General features: G+C 34.8%; 19 protein-coding genes and 1 riboswitch. Of the genes, 15 read left to right on the top strand and 4 right to left on the bottom strand.

Annotation, left to right across the window (positions count from 1 at the left end; genetic code table 11):
- Positions 1–22 precede the first annotated feature (22 nt).
- Both CQZ94_RS09665 and CQZ94_RS09660 read left to right on the top strand, forming a co-directional pair.
- Positions 23–859, top strand: coding sequence for a GNAT family N-acetyltransferase (locus CQZ94_RS09665; protein WP_142395795.1), 837 nt, complete (start codon positions 23–25; stop codon positions 857–859).
- Between the two features lie 243 nt (positions 860–1,102).
- On the top strand, positions 1,103–1,741 hold the full coding sequence (locus CQZ94_RS09660) for a creatininase family protein (RefSeq protein ID WP_258166015.1): 639 nt from the start codon (positions 1,103–1,105) through the stop codon (positions 1,739–1,741).
- Positions 1,742–2,090: 349 nt separating this feature from the next.
- Here CQZ94_RS09660 and CQZ94_RS09655 read toward each other — a convergent pair whose 3' ends face one another.
- Positions 2,091–2,840 (bottom strand): (S)-benzoin forming benzil reductase, encoded by a 750-nt coding sequence (locus tag CQZ94_RS09655; RefSeq protein ID WP_105585231.1) that lies wholly within the window; start codon positions 2,838–2,840, stop codon positions 2,091–2,093.
- Between the two features lie 206 nt (positions 2,841–3,046).
- On the opposite strand from CQZ94_RS09655, the gene CQZ94_RS09650 reads away from it, so the two are divergent.
- The 7 genes from CQZ94_RS09650 to CQZ94_RS09620 all read left to right on the top strand — a co-directional run bounded on the left by CQZ94_RS09650 (position 3,047) and on the right by CQZ94_RS09620 (position 7,479).
- Positions 3,047–3,388 (top strand): ASCH domain-containing protein, encoded by a 342-nt coding sequence (locus CQZ94_RS09650; RefSeq protein WP_105585230.1) that lies wholly within the window; start codon positions 3,047–3,049, stop codon positions 3,386–3,388.
- Positions 3,385–3,780: an NUDIX hydrolase gene (locus tag CQZ94_RS09645; RefSeq protein WP_105585229.1), complete on the top strand. Its 396-nt coding sequence runs from the start codon at positions 3,385–3,387 to the stop codon at positions 3,778–3,780. Before CQZ94_RS09650 ends, CQZ94_RS09645 begins: the two co-directional genes overlap by 4 nt.
- An 86-nt stretch (positions 3,781–3,866) precedes the next feature.
- Positions 3,867–4,487, top strand: a complete 621-nt coding sequence (locus CQZ94_RS09640; protein WP_002199725.1) for an acetate uptake transporter — start codon at positions 3,867–3,869, stop codon at positions 4,485–4,487.
- 142 nt (positions 4,488–4,629) lie between these two features.
- The gene (locus CQZ94_RS09635; RefSeq protein ID WP_001062757.1) at positions 4,630–5,073 is read left to right on the top strand and encodes a flavodoxin; all 444 of its coding nucleotides are present in this window, start codon (positions 4,630–4,632) and stop codon (positions 5,071–5,073) included.
- Positions 5,074–5,089: 16 nt separating this feature from the next.
- On the top strand, positions 5,090–5,989 hold the full coding sequence (locus tag CQZ94_RS09630) for a WD40/YVTN/BNR-like repeat-containing protein (protein ID WP_105585228.1): 900 nt from the start codon (positions 5,090–5,092) through the stop codon (positions 5,987–5,989).
- Between the two features lie 220 nt (positions 5,990–6,209).
- The gene (gene cspB, locus CQZ94_RS09625) at positions 6,210–6,410 is read left to right on the top strand and encodes a cold shock-like protein CspB (RefSeq protein ID WP_001179147.1); all 201 of its coding nucleotides are present in this window, start codon (positions 6,210–6,212) and stop codon (positions 6,408–6,410) included.
- Between the two features lie 214 nt (positions 6,411–6,624).
- Positions 6,625–7,479, top strand: coding sequence for an exonuclease (locus tag CQZ94_RS09620; RefSeq protein WP_105585227.1), 855 nt, complete (start codon positions 6,625–6,627; stop codon positions 7,477–7,479).
- A 512-nt stretch (positions 7,480–7,991) separates the two neighbouring features.
- Here CQZ94_RS09620 and CQZ94_RS09610 read toward each other — a convergent pair.
- Complete coding sequence (locus CQZ94_RS09610; protein ID WP_105585226.1) at positions 7,992–9,083, bottom strand: DUF3900 domain-containing protein; 1,092 nt, start codon at positions 9,081–9,083, stop codon at positions 7,992–7,994.
- A 115-nt stretch (positions 9,084–9,198) separates the two neighbouring features.
- The gene (locus CQZ94_RS09605) at positions 9,199–9,525 is read right to left on the bottom strand and encodes a hypothetical protein (RefSeq protein ID WP_142395794.1); all 327 of its coding nucleotides are present in this window, start codon (positions 9,523–9,525) and stop codon (positions 9,199–9,201) included.
- 466 nt (positions 9,526–9,991) lie between these two features.
- Here CQZ94_RS09605 and CQZ94_RS09600 point away from each other — a divergent pair, with 466 nt between their 5' ends.
- The 5 genes from CQZ94_RS09600 (at position 9,992) to CQZ94_RS09580 (ending at position 14,539) form a co-directional block, all read left to right on the top strand.
- Positions 9,992–10,903: a VanW family protein gene (locus CQZ94_RS09600; protein ID WP_105585224.1), complete on the top strand. Its 912-nt coding sequence runs from the start codon at positions 9,992–9,994 to the stop codon at positions 10,901–10,903.
- A 223-nt stretch (positions 10,904–11,126) separates the two neighbouring features.
- Positions 11,127–11,233: riboswitch (SAM riboswitch) on the top strand.
- 69 nt (positions 11,234–11,302) lie between these two features.
- On the top strand, positions 11,303–11,971 hold the full coding sequence (locus CQZ94_RS09595; protein ID WP_105585223.1) for an amino acid ABC transporter permease: 669 nt from the start codon (positions 11,303–11,305) through the stop codon (positions 11,969–11,971).
- A 19-nt stretch (positions 11,972–11,990) separates the two neighbouring features.
- Complete coding sequence (locus tag CQZ94_RS09590; RefSeq protein WP_105585222.1) at positions 11,991–12,752, top strand: amino acid ABC transporter ATP-binding protein; 762 nt, start codon at positions 11,991–11,993, stop codon at positions 12,750–12,752.
- Positions 12,753–12,763: 11 nt separating this feature from the next.
- Positions 12,764–13,555, top strand: a complete 792-nt coding sequence (locus tag CQZ94_RS09585) for an amino acid ABC transporter substrate-binding protein (RefSeq protein ID WP_105585221.1) — start codon at positions 12,764–12,766, stop codon at positions 13,553–13,555.
- 75 nt (positions 13,556–13,630) lie between these two features.
- Entirely contained in the window at positions 13,631–14,539 is a 909-nt protein-coding gene (locus CQZ94_RS09580) for a VOC family protein (RefSeq protein WP_105585220.1), read from the top strand.
- Between the two features lie 47 nt (positions 14,540–14,586).
- Here CQZ94_RS09580 and CQZ94_RS09575 read toward each other — a convergent pair whose 3' ends face one another.
- Complete coding sequence (locus CQZ94_RS09575; RefSeq protein ID WP_105585436.1) at positions 14,587–15,105, bottom strand: GNAT family N-acetyltransferase; 519 nt, start codon at positions 15,103–15,105, stop codon at positions 14,587–14,589.
- A gap of 291 nt (positions 15,106–15,396) precedes the next feature.
- Here CQZ94_RS09575 and CQZ94_RS09570 point away from each other — a divergent pair, with 291 nt between their 5' ends.
- Positions 15,397–16,074 carry an MgtC/SapB family protein gene (locus tag CQZ94_RS09570; protein WP_105585219.1) on the top strand — a complete coding sequence of 226 codons (678 nt, stop codon included), beginning with the start codon at positions 15,397–15,399 and terminating at the stop codon, positions 16,072–16,074.
- Positions 16,075–16,146: the final 72 nt, after the last annotated feature.

Below are 16,146 nucleotides of genomic sequence, written 5' to 3'. Positions count from 1 at the left end.
AAATATAAATCGAGGGAAGAGATTGTCGATGATTCAATTGCATGTATATGAAGATGTTCTTCATTTCAAAAAGGATGTTATATCATTTTTAGAAAAGAACGAGCAGGAAAATAATTTACTATTAGGTGTATTACAAGTTGTTCAAGAGCCAAAGTTTATGGGGGTAATGAAACAAGGAGAAGAAGTTGTGACTGTGTTTCTTAAAACAGAGGAGAAACAAATTATTGTTGCTACATCTGAAATTTCCGAAGATGCTATAGTGGAACTTGCAAAGCAATTAACGCGCATATACCCGGATATTCCTGGACTGATTGGTAATAAGAAAATCGTACAGAAATTAGCGGAAGAGATTGCGATATTAGAACATAAAAAAACTACTGTTGTGATGGAGCAAGGTATATATGCATTAAAACAAGTAAAGAAAAAATGGGATAGGGAGGGTATTCTTCGGGAAATAAATCGTGATGAGCTACCGTTAATAGAAAAGTGGGTATATCAATTTTGTGAAGACGTGAAGCTCCCTACTACAAAAGAAAAAGCAAAACAAACTGCACATACATTAATAACTACAAATCGTCTATTTGGTCTGGAAGTGGACGGGAAATTAGTTTCTGTAGCTGCAAAAACGAGACCGACTACAAATAATATAACAGTCAATTTTGTATATACACCGAAAGAAGAACGGAAAAAAGGGTATGCTTCAAATTGTGTAGCCGCCCTCAGCCAACGAATGTTAAATGAAGGGTATAAAACAACTACATTATATACTGATCTAGCAAATCCAACATCGAATAAAATTTACCAGAAAATTGGTTATGAACAAATCATGGAGTCTGTACTTATATTTTTAGAGAAATAGAATGAAATGATTTATTTTAATTGAATATATATGAATGATAAAAAAGATAGTAGGGATTGATTATCCCTACTATCTTTTTTTTTAACCGAGTAATAAATAGATAATCTGTGTTATTATCAGAATATTGATTGTTTTCTATCTCAGGATGGAGGTTATCGCAAAAAGTGCTATTAAATAGTGTTTTTGTTTTTCTTATTTAACTAAATTAGGCAGATTAGTTGAATGAGGAGAGTGTGGTGATTTTTGAAAAATACATATGCAAATAAAGATTTATGGAGGCAAGTATTTACAATGCTAAGTTATAAAAATAGTACAAGAGAAATAGTAGAGAATGGAACAGATACGGCAATAATTTCGGTTGGTGCAACAGAACAATTTGGTCCATATTTACCGATGCACTTGGATACATTGATAGCAGAGAAGTATGCAGAATCATTTGGAGAAGTTTTAAATGCTTACGTTTTGCCAACTATACCTTTTAATACATCGGAAGAACATGCAAACTGTAAAGGAACAATAACTGTAAGTCCAAATGTTTTAACTACAATGTTAGAGGAAATAGTATTTAACCTAAAAAGACAAGGGTTTAAGAAATTTGTGCTATGTAATGGACATGGTGGTGCATATTGGGAAGCTGCATTCGTTAAACATATGAATTATAAATATCAAGATATATTGCTAATAACTACGCATCGCCATAGGGCGTGGGAAGAATCATTGGCGGAAGCTGGCCTGGAAAACTTGAATGAGGTACATGGAGGATTATTATCTGTATGTACAGCAATGTGGTTATGTCCAGATTTAGTAAATCTTGAGTCTATGGGTCAGCTGTTCCGAAAGAAAATAGAAAATTCGCAGACTATATTTACTGGGATAAACTAACAAAAGATGGGTGCTGGGGTGAATTCGAAAATAATGTGTATACACCTAAGCAACTTGCTGAAATTGGAGAAAGATTTTGGACCGCTTTTATCTCAAAAAGAGCAGAAAATTTAAAGTCAATACTTGAGGAAGCATATCATTTGAAAATGAAAAGATAAGGGCAGTAGTTGAAGAAGGAATAAATGAAATGGGGAAATTGTCTTTTTTCTTTTAATGAAATATTTATAACATAGTTGAGCACATTTAAATAAAGAATCCCGTATCGATAATTATTTAGTAGTTGTCGATACGGGATTTCAAATCCAATGCTCGGTCAAGAGTATGTGTATTTTATAAAATACAGCTCTCGTTATTCATCAATTCGAATAACCTCGCCTTGCGGGAAGTCTTCAGTTTCTAGTAAGTTACGAATAGCTTTCGCCACATATTCAGGTGACAGTAGTTTTCCTTCTTCTTTTAATGCGATGAAGCGTTCTAAGTTAATAAAGTCTTCCTTATTTGTTTCACGAATTTGTGCTTGCATATTTGTATCAACAACGCCAGGTGCAAAAGCGACAATTTTTACAGGACATTCTTTTTCTGCTTCTTCAGTAGCTACGCATTGTGTAAACATATTTACACCGGCTTTCGTTGTACAGTAAGCTCCCCATCCAAAGTAAGGATTTTTTCCTGCACCAGATGAAATGTTTATAACACGTTTATCTACTTTCCAGTCTTTCGTATGTTTCATGAAAGTGGAAGTAAGGATCATTGGTGCGATTAAATTAATATGAACGTTCGTAATGAATTGTTCACTTTCTGACTTTTCAATAGGTTTCATTGGTGCAAGTGTGCCTGCATTATTAATTAAATGAATAGATGAGACAGTGTCTTCTTCAATAGATGAAAAGATTTCGTTAAAGCGATTTTCTAAATTATGTACATCTTGAAGATCTATGGAATGGAAAATACAATTGCTGTTGTTTTGCTCTGCGAGTTTTGCAAGCTTTTTATTTTCTCTCCTAGAAATAGAGATAACGGTTGTATTTTCTTCTAACAATTGCACGGCGATTGCCTCACCTAAACCTTGTGAAGTTCCTGTTACGATAACGTAGCGCATAATGTAGCGAACTCCTCTCATATGTGTGGAATTTTGTTGGACAACGTATACAGTATAGCATCATTATTATTAATTCTTCACTTCTAACAACCGGTAAGATTGTTAAGTTTAGTATTTCTGAGGAGAGGGAAGATGAATATTCCTGTATGAAATGTACAAGTTCTCATAATAGCTATATGTTAGACTAATGAAGAGGAGTGGAAAATATGAGACATCAAATGGGACTATATAATGAACCTTTTCAATCTATTTATTCTGGCAAAAAAGTATATGAAGTTAGATTGTATGATAAAAAGCGTCAACAAATAAAACAAGGTGATGAAATTGTATTTACTAACCTTGTGACGGCAGAGAAAATTGCTGTAATAGTAACAGAAGTTAGGCGATACGAGAGCTTTAAAGAAATGTATGAACAAATTGATGAAAAATTATTTGATCGTGAAAATGTTAGTTTAGAGGAAAGGTTAGAAAGTACATACAAAATATATACGAAAGAACAAGAGCAAGAGTGGGGAACAATTGCAATTGGTATTAAGGTAATACTATGAGAAGAAATCGCGGTGCAGCCATAATTATACAGGATGGTAAAATCGCTCTTATAAAACGTGTTCGAGAAGGTGAGATGTATTTTGTTTTTCCAGGCGGGGGAATTGAAGAAGGAGAAACACCTGAAGAAGCAACGAAGCGAGAGGTTTACGAAGAATTAGGGATACATATACAAATGGGGCACCTTATCGCAACGGTGGAGTATAACGGTACCGAGTATTATTATGATGCCCATATTATAGATGGAATTTTTGGAAGCGGTAAAGGTGAGGAATTCAAGCGGAAAGATAGAGGCAGCTATATTCCTTTATGGATGCCGGTAAATGAATTGGAAAATGTAAATATAAAACCTTATGAAGTGGTTGGAAGTATCTTCGATTATTATATAAGATAAGGTCTGACAACATACAAAAAAAACCATTGACATAGCCTTCTGATTTAAGTATTGTATTCGAGTATGTTTATAATCAGGAGGTTTATATGAGCAATCAAACTACTACACATCATGTGAAAATGACAACAGCAGATCCATCTGGAATTGGTCTATTTGGATTAGCGATGGTAACACTTGTAGCATCATCTCAAAAGTTAGGCTTAACAGATGGCGTTTCACTTGTATTACCATGGGCAATCTTTTTAGGAGGATTTGCACAAATCTTTGCATGTATTCACGATGCAAAGCATAATAATACGTTCGGTACAACAGCATTTGGTGCTTACGGCCTATTTTGGTTAGGTGTTGGAACGACTTGGTTAATTCAACTTGGAGTATTTGGCGAAAAATTAGCCCAAACTGCAGATTCAAAACAGCTTGGTGTAGCCTTTATCGGATACTTGATTTTTACGATCTTTATGACAATTGGTGCAATGGAAACACACAAAGTATTATTTATGATTTTCGTCCTTATTGATTTCTTATTTATCGGTCTTTCATTAAGTACTTTAGGTGTTATGCCGCATGCAATGCATAATTTAGCAGCGTATTCTGAACTATGTATTTCATTATTATCTTTCTATGGTTCAGCAGCAGCTGTGTTAAATACACACTTCGAAAAAGTTGTATTACCAGTTGGAAAACCATTTGGTATTTTTAAAAAGTAATAAAAAAGAACGGATGATTGTATAGTCATCTGTTCTTTTTTTTATGGAATTAAATAAAATAACAAAAAATATAATTGAAATTGATTCTCATTATTAATATAATGAGAATGAGAATCATTTATTGTAAGAGGGGGATGTCAAAGTGGCGAAAATTTTAATAGCGTATGCAAGTATGTCAGGAAATACAGAGAGTATTGCTGATTTAATTAAAGTAAGTTTAGATGCCTTTGATCATGAAGTAGTATTGCAAGAGATGGAAGGTATGGATGCTGAAGAATTATTAGCTTATGATGGAATCATTTTAGGATCTTATACGTGGGGTGATGGTGAATTACCATTTGAAGCGGAAGATTTCCATGATGAGTTAGAAAATATAGATTTAACGGGTAAAAAAGTGGCTGTTTTTGGATCAGGTGATACGGCGTATGAACTGTTTTGTGAAGCGGTAACGATATTTGAAGAACGTCTTGTAAAATGCGGGGCAGAACTTGTACAAGAAGGATTGAAAATTGAATTAGCTCCAGAAGATAAAGAAGACGTTGAAAAATGCAGTGATTTTGCAATTGCTTTTGCCGAGAAGTTCTAGGAATGGGAGTGTCAACGTGGAAACAATGTTAAGTGCAACTGCTATTACAAAGTTAAGAGATGGAAAGCTTTTGTTAGCTACTACATATAATGGTTTATTCATCGAAAAAGATGGAGAATGGAAACAGGTTTTAACTGATTTCCAAAAACGAATTCGAGATTTACATAGTGAAGGTAACGTAGTTTACGGAGTAGGAGACGAAGGAGTTTTTATTCGTAGTATGAATGGTGGAGAAACGTGGACGATCCAGCGCTTTCCAACGAAAGCAACGAGCTGGAATGTATGTAGTAATGAGAATGGAACAGTAATTGCTCATGGGGATAAAACACTGTATCATTCTAATAATTTTGGTGCCACATGGGAGACTATTCAGCCATTTCTTAATTACGGTAGTGAGGCACCATCTATTCGATCATTATTTTTATATAAACATTACTTATTTATCGGTACGAAAATACATACTAAATATGGTGGTGTTTGGCTTTTTGATTTAGAGACACGTAAATTAAAAAGAATTAAAATAGCGATGAATCAGATGATTTCTGCGTTGACTATACATAATTCCTATTTAGTAGCGGCAAGTGGATCTTGCAGGGGAATTAGCGGGAATATTGCTTTTTGTAGAATAGATGAGAGTATCGAAAGTGATAAAATATGTTGGCATACATGTCAAAGTGAACAAAAAGCTAGTAGCTATTTAGACTTAAGCGTAGATCAACATGTGTTATATACAACGTCAACGCAAAATAAGGCGGGGATTAGCAATGTTTGCCGTGTGCTTCTTGAAGAAGGAATTGTTACAGTATGTGATTCGGTTAAAGGGCATGGTTGGCGCATTGTTAATGAAAAAGAAGGCTATGTTGTAGCTGGATCAGGTGAATTAAAAGCGATGCAGTGGAAGAAAAAAGCTGTATAGCTTTAAAAAAACTTTACTTTTATTATATTGATATGATATAGTTACTTTAAACCATTTTACTTTTAATAATATAGAGATTTAAATGAGCTGTAACTTCCGAGGAGGATAGCAATGTTAAATCTCCTTCGGGGGGTTGCAGTTTTTTAATTTATAGAGTATTATTGTAAAGTGGTTGAAAATGAATATGTACATATAGGTACATTGTAGGAGGATTTTTTAAATGCAAAACGGTAAAGTAAAATGGTTTAACGCAGAAAAAGGTTTCGGTTTCATCGAGGTTGAAGGCGGAGAAGACGTATTCGTTCATTTCTCAGCTATCCAAGGCGACGGCTTCAAATCTTTAGAAGAAGGTCAAGAAGTTACTTTCGAAGTAGAACAAGGTAACCGTGGACCTCAAGCAACAAACGTAAACAAGAAGTAATTATGAAAAAAAGAAGGGCTTGCCCTTCTTTTTTTTTGCGTTTTTTTTGATAAGTGAATGTCCTCCTATGTATATTTGTGAATAAGACTGAATTTTTGATTTATATTTAAGTTTATTAAATGTATAAACTGCATGTATAAATAGATACTGAAAATAAAGTGAAGCTGTTAATTAGGCTTTTCATATTAATAGGAATTAGAAAGAGGTATACAAATTGAAAAAGGCTACACATTTCATTGTGTTTGATATTGAAAGGAATTTTAGGCCGTATAAATCAGAAGATCCGTCAGAAATAGTTGATATTGGAGCTATAAAAATAGATGTGAGTACAATGAAGGTTATTGGAGAATTTTCAGAGTTAGTAAAACCAAGTGCCCCATTAACTCGTCATACAACAAAATTAACTGGAATTACAAAGAAAGATTTAATTGGTGTCGAGAAATTCCCTCAAATTATAGAGGAATTTATTCAGTTCATCGGAGAAGATTCTATATTTATTTCATGGGGAAAAGAAGATTATCGTTTTCTATCTCAAGATTGTACATTACACGGTGTAGAATGCCCATGTATGGAAAAAGAGAGCAGGTTTGATTTGCAAAAGTTCGTTTTCCAAGCGTATGAAGAATTGTTTGAACATACGCCAAGTTTACAGTTCGCAGTAGAACAGATCGGTTTAACATGGCAAGGAAAGCAACACCGAGCTTTAGCAGATGCTGAGAATACTGCAAATATATTTCTTAAAGTATATGGCGAGAGAGATATTAACAAACGATATAAAAGACATGGTGAGCTTGAACTTGTAAAGAACGGGAAACTAACAGAAAAAGCGAAAAAAAAGATGCGGAAATGGGTATTTAAAGAAATGAGAAAAAATACAGAGCGTCCTTTTGTATGGAGTGCATTCGAAAGTAGTGACACGTGGGAAAGTATAACGGAAAGATATTATATAAGTGAATCTGCAGTAGAACTTCTGAAAAAACACTTTCCTACGGCGGTGAGAAAAGCGGAGCGGCAGTTGAAGTATTTGGCTGAGATGAAGAAGCTGGAGGAAGAGGGAAAGGTAAAGTAAACGTATTACGGTATCTACGGCTAGTCCTCTTTTTATAAGGAGAATTTATTAGTGAGCAATGTAAAAACTCCTATTCCATTTATAGATATAGGAGTTTTTTAGTATTTACTTTTTAAGTGAGTTGATCACTCTTTATATTCTCGAATAAACTCACTGACATTATCTGAAAGAAGAAAATGTAAAGACGCCGTGATAGTAGATATATCCCAGTCCCACTAGGAAATTTGTTGAAGTTCTTCAATCACGTCTTGCAACTCATCCGGCTTCAAAAACTCGAATAGTAGAAAGTTTTAGTACCCATATACTTTTAGTGACCACCAAATAGATGCATAAATGTGACCAAAATAAAAGAGCGCTTGTTAATAGCGCTCAGTAAAAAATAGTTATATGGAAGCATTTATTTAATATTGGAACCAAGAATTTTAGTACTGGATGTTTACAAACGTGGTCACGCTTGTGAACACATAATTGATATTATAAACACTTTATTAGTCACTGTTTATAAAAGAGTTCTATTCAATCCCGCTCGGATCATACTCATACTGTTGCTTCTTCTCAATCCGCTCAATCACGTCTTGCAATTCATCTGGCTTCAGAAACTCAATTGGAGAGAAGCCTTTCTCAAACGTAAGTGTATCAGCCTCAATCATTAATACATAGCGGTCGTTTACCTTTGCAATATGTATTAGGTCTCCGAAATCAGCCAGCAAAGCCTTCACAGAGATATGATCTGCTTTTAGCTTTAATTCCACCTCAGGGGCGTGCTCGACGATTTGAGCAGTAGCTTCCATTACTTCTTCTGTTGAAAATTGTTCCATAATTTCACGTTTCGGACTGGCAGCCCATACTTCCATTGCTTGGTCGAACTGTTCGCGTTCTTCTGTACCTTCTTCAAATACATCTTCAATTTGGTCGTATACCATGTCCATTACTTGTGTTTTCATAATTTCAGGCATAGAGCGTTCGTACTCGACGAATTTTAAGAAGTCTTCAAAGTAACGGGCGTGTGATGCTTGGTGTATTTTTAGTTCGCCAGGCTCCACCATACCTTCTTCAGGCATGTATGGATATTGGATAGATTTCATATTCTTTGTTGTGATGGCCATTTCAACGTTACGAATAAGCGTTGATTCATCAGAAATGGAAGCAACCTTTGGTTCGAAGTCACATTTCATTACGAATACGAATGGATCATCAAAGTATTTGCGTAGTTTTGCTTGAGCGATTAAAAATACACCACCACGTACAGCGCTTGTGTCAAGGTATGTATAAACGAGAGGTTCGCTCATATCTTTGAAGTTTTCTTTTGTTTCTGCAAAACGAATACGATTAAATAAGTTGTAATGAGGGTTTGAATCAAGTTCGTGCCCTTCTTCTACAATAAAGCGACCAATCTTTGTTGGGGCTTGTTCTGTTTTTGCGTGACGTTCTACTTTTCGCTTTGAAATTTTTAATAATTCACCATTCAAAAATTCTTTTAAAGAGCTATCTTCATACTCTTCAGCATCTAATGTTTGAAAATGTTTATAGCGTTTATCAATTGCTTCACCTTTTCCTTCTACTTGTACTACATAAAAGGAAAGAAAATTTATTTCAAAATCCATATTTATCACCTTGTTTCATTTCATTAACTCTTATCAGTATAGAGATGGAAAAAACTTTCGTCAATTTATATAAGGAAGGGGGAGTCCCTTCCTTATATATTTGTTATTTTCGAAATTAAAATCCGTCTTCTAATGCTGAAAATGGTATGTTTAGTCTATTTTCTACTGTACGTAAACGCTGATTTAAGCGGTTTAATCTACGCGTATGACGCTCAACTGTGTTTTCTAGTTGACGTACTCTTTGCTCAAGCTCATTTACTCGTCTTTCTAATTGACGGTTTCCAGTACCAGGGAAAGAGATTGGAAGTTGAAATTGGCGATTTGAATCATATGGATTAATTTGCTCTGTTGGATCTATATATTGTTGGTATTGTGCCTGTAAATCATACTGAGGTTGGTAACCATATTGGTTATATGGATCATAAGGATTGTAGGGATACATAAAAACATCCTCCATTTCTTTATAATTAGGTTAAATTCACCATAATGTATGTGCAAAAGCGGAGTAGTGGCACGGCAAATACCTATATACGCTGAAGGGATTAATTGTTTTTACCTATAAAAACTCGGTTTAAGTTGTTTAATAATGATCACATATGAGAAATCGGTATTACGGTTTTTGAAGCATGCAGGTGAATAGAGAGGTGAAATGAAAGAGTTTTACATTTGTATTTCATCTGTTGAATGGTATATACTGGATAGAAATAGGTTGCATAAAAGTTACAATCTTATCAAACTCGAAAATTTATATAAATATGTATAGACATTTACAAAAGAAAAGAGTAATTTAAATAGAGTAAAAAACAACTTGTAACATTTTCTAAATATATTGTAAAATGATTGTAACAAAACATACATAAAATGAAATAATACATAAGAAATAATGTTGGGGAAAAGGAGAGAGTATATTGTTCCGAAAAATAAAGGGTATATTAGTAGGGGTGCTATGCGTAGCTGTAGTAAGTGGTTGTGGCACAAAAGTAAGTGATGTGGCATTAGTAAGTGATTTTGGTGGGAACGTTGTAGAGGCTAAGGCTGATGTACAGGATTCAATTAGCTTAGTGGATGGGCGTACTGGTACTGAAGTGAAAAAAATAGACTTATCGAGTTTAGGTTATTTTGAAGATGAGGCGAAATTCAAAAAATCGGTAACGAAGGTTGCAGGTGAAGTCGGGAAAAGCGTCGACAAAAAGATGGTCCCTTCACGTATAGCGCCTGATGGATCATGGCAAGAAGGAAAGCCTTCTTATGAATTAATGGAAAAAGAGTTAGTAGACAAATTATTAAATGTAGGTATGTGGGATTCTACTTATCAGTTACCAATTGTGGAGAAAAAACCTACTGCAACATTAAGTGATGCGCAAGGCAGTGGTACTGTAATTGGTAGGTATGAAACGAATTTAGGTGGTTCAACTGGTGGTCGTATTGAGAATATTCGTTTATCTGCTCAGAGCGTAAGTGGAGTTGTTTTAGCGAAAGGAGACCGTTTCTCTTTTAATGCACTAATTGGAGATACAACACCAGATAAAGGGTACCAATTAGGAAAAGAAATTGTAGATGGTAAATTAGTAGATGGTTATGGTGGTGGCGTTTGTCAAACATCATCTACTTTATTCAATGCAGCAGATCAAGCTGGTTTGAAAATGGTAGAGAGAACTACACATTCTAAAACAGTAGGTTATGTACCACAAGGAAGAGATGCTACAATTGCGTATCCATATTTAGACTTAGTATTTGAAAACACGAATGATGCTCCTGTTAAGCTTTATATGGGCATACAGGGCGGGAAGTTAGTTGCTGAAGTACATAAGATGAGATAAATATCATAAGCTATAAGAATAAAAGATTTGAAGCCGGTATTTCTAAGTTTGTTAGAAGTACCGGCTTTTTGTGTACAGTTTATTAAGAATAGTAATTTTGGTGGTGTATTGTTTGTATGTTCGAAAAAAGTGTAGATTTAATTCTTAGTTTTCCTATTGATATTGTTATGATTTAACTGTATTCTTCATAATAACAAATTAATAAATGGAAAAATTTATTAGTTTTTTATCAAGAGAGATGGAGGGACTGGCCCGATGAAATCTCAGCAACAGGCTATAAAAGTACTGTGCTAATTCCAGCAAACGTATGAGGCGTTTGGGAGATGGGGGAAATGGATTAACATTCAACTCTTCTTATATGTGTAAGAAGAGTTTTTTGTCTAGAAAGGGGGGAGCAAAGTGAAATTTGATGTGGCGTATTTTTTAGAAAGTTTTCCGCAATTATTTAAGTATGTATACATAACTTTAGGGATTACTGTTGTTTCAATGATTATTTCTTTCGTTATAGGGATTGGCCTGGCGATCATTACAAAAAACAAAACGGAATTGTTATATCCAATTGCAAGGGTGTATATCTCTTTCTTTAGAGGAACACCGTTATTAGTTCAATTGTTTGTGTTGTATTTCGGATTGCCACAAATATTTCCGACTTTTACAGTACTTACAGCTATGCAAGCAACTTTAATTGGTCTCAGTTTAAATAATGCTGCTTATTTGTCAGAGATAATTCGAGGTTCATTAAATGCTGTAGAATCAGGACAAATGGATGCTTGTTTATCCGTAGGAATGACAAAAGCACAAGCGATGCGACAAATCATCTTTCCGCAGGCTATTCGTGTAGCTGTGCCGTCACTTGGAAATAATTTTGTTGGATTGTTAAAAGAATCTTCGTTATCTTTTGCACTTGGGGTAGCTGAAATTTTAGCGCAAGCGAAAATGCTAGCGGCGCAATCGTATCGTTATATGGAAAGTTATTTAGCGGTAGCGATTGTGTATTGGGTTATTACAATCGTAATTAGCTGGGGACAGAAAAAGTTGGAGAAGAAACTTGACGCACCGTATCTATAACAGAAATGAGGTGATATATGTGATTGAGATAAGTGATTTGTATAAATCCTATAAAAATAATGAAGTACTAAAAGGGATCTCACTTGCTGTGAAAAAAGGGGAAGTGGTAGTAATTATTGGACCTTCTGGTTCAGGGAAATCGACATTGCTGAGATGTTTGAATTTATTAGAACAACCGGATGATGGGAGTATTAGAATTGAAGATTTAGAGATTCATACGAAAAAACTTTATAAAAAAGAAATAATACGATTACGCCAAAAAACAGCTATGGTTTTTCAAAACTACAATTTATTTAAAAATAAAACAGCATTGAAAAATATTACAACGCCATTAACGGTTGTACAGAAAAAAAGTGAAGAAGAGGCAAAGGGAATAGCGAGAGAAATATTAAAACAAGTAGGCTTAGCTGATAAAGAAGATTTTTATCCGGCAATGTTATCCGGCGGGCAACAGCAAAGGATTGGGATTGCTAGAGCAATGGCTTTAAATCCAGCTGTACTTTTGTTTGATGAACCGACTTCAGCACTTGATCCAGAATTAGTTAATGAGGTATTGCAAGTTATTAAAGAATTGGCAAGACAGCATATAACGATGGTTATTGTTACACATGAAATGAATTTTGCAAAAGAGGTGGCGGATCGCATTATATTTATGGCTGATGGAATTATCGTAGAGCAGGGAACGCCAGAAGAGATTTTCCGAAACCCACAAAATGAACGTACGAAAAAGTTTTTACGGCAATTAAATGCTTCTGAAGAAGGCAATCATTTCGTTATTTAGGAGGAAGAGTTATGAAAAAATCGTCATTATTACTAACATTAGCATTAACGGTATCGACAGGGATTTTGTCTGCTTGTGGTTCTAATGCAGCAAGTGAAAAAACAAATGAAAAAGTAGTGAAAGTTGGGACTTCTGCAGGTCGTAGCCCATTTATTTTTAAAGAAGGTGAAAAAGTAAAAGGTTTTGATGCTGAAATTATTGAAGCGGCTGCTAAAAAGGCTGGATATAAAGTAGAATGGAATATTTCTGATTTTGAAGGATTATTCGGTTTATTAGATTCAGGCCGTATTGATACGATTGCAAATGAACTATCAGTTTCTCCAGAAAGAAAAAAGAAATATGACTTTTCAATCCCATATGTGTATTCAGGCTCTGTTTTCGCGGTGAAGAAAGATAATAAAACAATTAAGTCGCTAGAAGATTTAAAAGGAAAGACGGTAGGAGTTGGGCTTGGCACAGCAGGAGAACAAGAGTTAAAAGCATTAAACAAAGATAATGTCTTTACAATTAAAACGTTCTCAGAAGATCCAACAGCGGAATTGAATGAAGTAGGGCTGGGGCGTGTCGATGCTTATTATAATGATAAAGTTCAAGTGGAAACAACAATCACAAAGGCGAAACTAGATAATGTGAAAGTGGGATTTGGTCCACTTGAATGGGGAGAGATCGCATTTCCATTTGCAAAAAAGAGTGAAAAGTTAGAAGATATAAATAAGGCGCTAAAAGAATTAGAACAAGATGGAACATTAAGCGAAATATCGAAAAAATGGCTAAAAGTTGATGCTACAAAAAAACAAAATTAAGGTGTATTCGTTGAATAGGGCTATTGCCTATCAACTTATATAAAAAACTAAAGGAAACTGGAGAGGAAGTTATTCATGGTACAAATTCATCCAAAAACACGTATTGGTCATGTGGAATTTAAAGTGAAAGATTTAGAGCGTCAAATTGTTTTCTATGAGAATGTAGTAGGCTTAGAAGTAATTAAGCAAGAGGGGAATAAAGCATATTTAGCTGGAAAAGGTGGTAAGAATGCTTTACTCGTTCTTGAGCAGGTGGAAGATGCAGCGCTTCAAGAACCACGTACGACGGGTATATATCATGTCGCCTTTTTAGTTCCAACTCGTGAAGCTTTTGCTTCGGCACTATTTGGTGTTATTCGTAATAAAAAGGTAATTGATAGTCCGATTGAGCAAGAAGGACGTTATACATATTCAAATGAAATTTTACCAATTTCAAGGTTTAATAGCGCAAGTGATCATACGTATAGTGAGGCGTTTTATTTACAAGACTTAGAGGGTAATGGTATCGAAGTATATGCAGACCGTCCGCGTGATCAGTGGGGAGAGGGACTAGGAGGAAGTACGCCACTTGATTTAAAAGAACTAGCAAAGCTCGTTGATTATGAGTTTGATGGATTACCTGCTGACACTGTCGTTGGGCACGTACATTTACGAATAGCTGATGTCGAGAAGTCACATGAGTTTTATGTAGATACAGTAGGTTTTGAAGTACAACAGCGTGAAGATGATTGCTTATTTATTTCGGCAGGAGGTTATCATCACCATATCGGTGCAAATACGTGGAATGGGGTAAATAACCCGCATCCACCAGTACATGCAACGGGACTAAAAGTGTATACGATTGTACTGCCTCATAAAGAAGCGTTAGATGAAGTAAAAGAAAGATTAGTAGAAAAACAACATGAAATAAATGAAACTACAAATGTATTTACGGTAGTAGATCCGAGTGGTATTACAGTGCAGTTTGAAATAGAAGCAGTATAAAAGGAACCAGAAAGTGTGTAATCACTTTCTGGATTTTTTTTGATTATTTAGAGTTCAATCCAATACCTTCTCACAACATTACCATCTTCTTCAGTGTAATCTTCATCACGGAGACCACCGTTATGTAAAATCGTTTTCTCTGAAGCAGTATTCACTTCATCGCAAACGACAAGTGCTTTCGTGATGTTTAATTCCTTCGTTTTCTCCAATGATAACTCGAGTAGTTTCGTAGCATAACCTTTTCTTCTTTCAGAAGGGCGAATGCCATAACCGATATGACCGCCAGCATGAAATAAATGCTCTGTTAAACTATGGCGAATATTAACGGCTCCTACAACTCTATTTTCGTTTGTGACGAGCCAATAAGTAGAATCTGGCACCCAAGTTTTAGGTATGTTTATTCCGTTATGTGCGTCGTGTAATTCTTGAATCATTACCGTGAAATCGGAAGGGTCTTTTGAAATAACCCACGGAATCATCGTTTCACCACTATCTTTCCATTCGTTATAAAAATCTAAATATTCTTCTTGTAAATCAGTAGTAGGTGTAATTAAAGATACATTCATCATTTGTAATCTCCTTTATTTCAACAAAATTTCAGCATAAAAAGAAAGTGATTTATAACTTTCTCAACCTCATTTCATATGCCATTTTCAACTGCAAGTAAATTACACGTTTCACTTTGAAGATTTTCGTATGAAAAGTAGGTCAGTTTATTTATGTTAATATTTAAAATATTAACATAAATAAACTGGAATATTAAATGTATTTTAATAAAATGCTTTTATATCGATGGATAGATACATGTGATAATTTTCGTTTTATCTCTCTATAATGAATAAAAGGGGGAAGGGCTCGTGAGTTTAGATATTGATTTTATTATACGAATAGGGGTTGCTGGATTATTAGGAGCGATGATCGGTATTGAAAGAGAAATTCGTTCAAAAGAGGCAGGATTAAAAACGCATTTTTTAGTAGCGGTAGGAAGTGCTTTAATAATGGTTGTTTCGAAATATGCTTTTTCAGATATTGTGTTTGAAGACCATATGTCTCTTGATCCGAGTCGTATTGCAGCACAAGTTGTGAGTGGAGTAGGGTTTTTAGGTGCAGGTACAATTATTATTCAAAAGCAGGCAGTGAAAGGATTAACGACAGCGGCTGGTTTATGGGCAACTGCAGGAATTGGATTAGCAATTGGTGCAGGCATGTACGTAGTAGGAGTTGGAGCTACGATTCTCGTTTTAATTGGTTTAGAGATTGTAAGCCGTATTTTTAAGGTGCAATTTTTATTTCCACAAAATATATCAGTGCAAATGTGTATGAATAAACACGAAGCAGTTCAGCAAATATTAGAAATGTTACAAGCGAAAGCCATTCCAATCCTTTCGTATGAAGTTGATGTTTTACAGCAAGAGGAGGGAGTATTCTATAAAGTAGGAATGCAACTAAAAAATATATCGGCAGAAGAAAAGAATACATTCATTCAACATATGCAATCGTTACCGGAAATTACGTTTATAAAGCTAAAATCATAATAATGAAAAAGTGGGATAAATAATAGCGGGAATTTCGCTATTATTTATTCTTTTTTGACATAAATCGCAGAA

Origin of the sequence: Bacillus sp. MYb209, assembly GCF_002975175.1 — a bacterium.
In the GTDB taxonomy this organism is placed as follows: Bacteria; Bacillota; Bacilli; order Bacillales; family Bacillaceae_G; genus Bacillus_A.
This window is presented reverse-complemented; position numbering and strand designations above follow the sequence as displayed.